The 234-nt window shown below is 58.1% G+C and carries 1 protein-coding gene; it reads right to left on the bottom strand.

Annotated elements, in window-relative coordinates:
* The coding region (locus J5M56_RS27340) for an amino acid permease (RefSeq protein ID WP_207938250.1) at window positions 1–234 on the bottom strand (234 nt) is incomplete at both ends.

Genomic DNA, 234 nt, shown 5'->3' with positions numbered 1-234 from the left:
CGAACTGCGGGTTGCTCTGGCCCCAAATATCGCGCGTGAAGATATCGGCGCGAAACGCGAAAGCGGCAATGACCACGAAGATCAGCAACGGCACGATTTTGGCCACAGTGGTCACTTGGTTGATGAAGGCTGCTTCCTTGATGCCGCGCAGTACCAGAAAATGCACGGCCCACAGCAGCACCGATGCAGCGATGATGGCCGCGGGGGTGTTACCTTCGCCGAAGATCGGGAAGA

It is taken from the genome of Pseudomonas sp. 51_B (assembly GCF_017491595.1).
Taxonomy (GTDB): Bacteria; Pseudomonadota; Gammaproteobacteria; order Pseudomonadales; family Pseudomonadaceae; genus Aquipseudomonas; species Aquipseudomonas promysalinigenes.
Note: the sequence above shows the minus strand (reverse complement) of the source record. Positions and strands in the feature narration are given on the sequence as shown.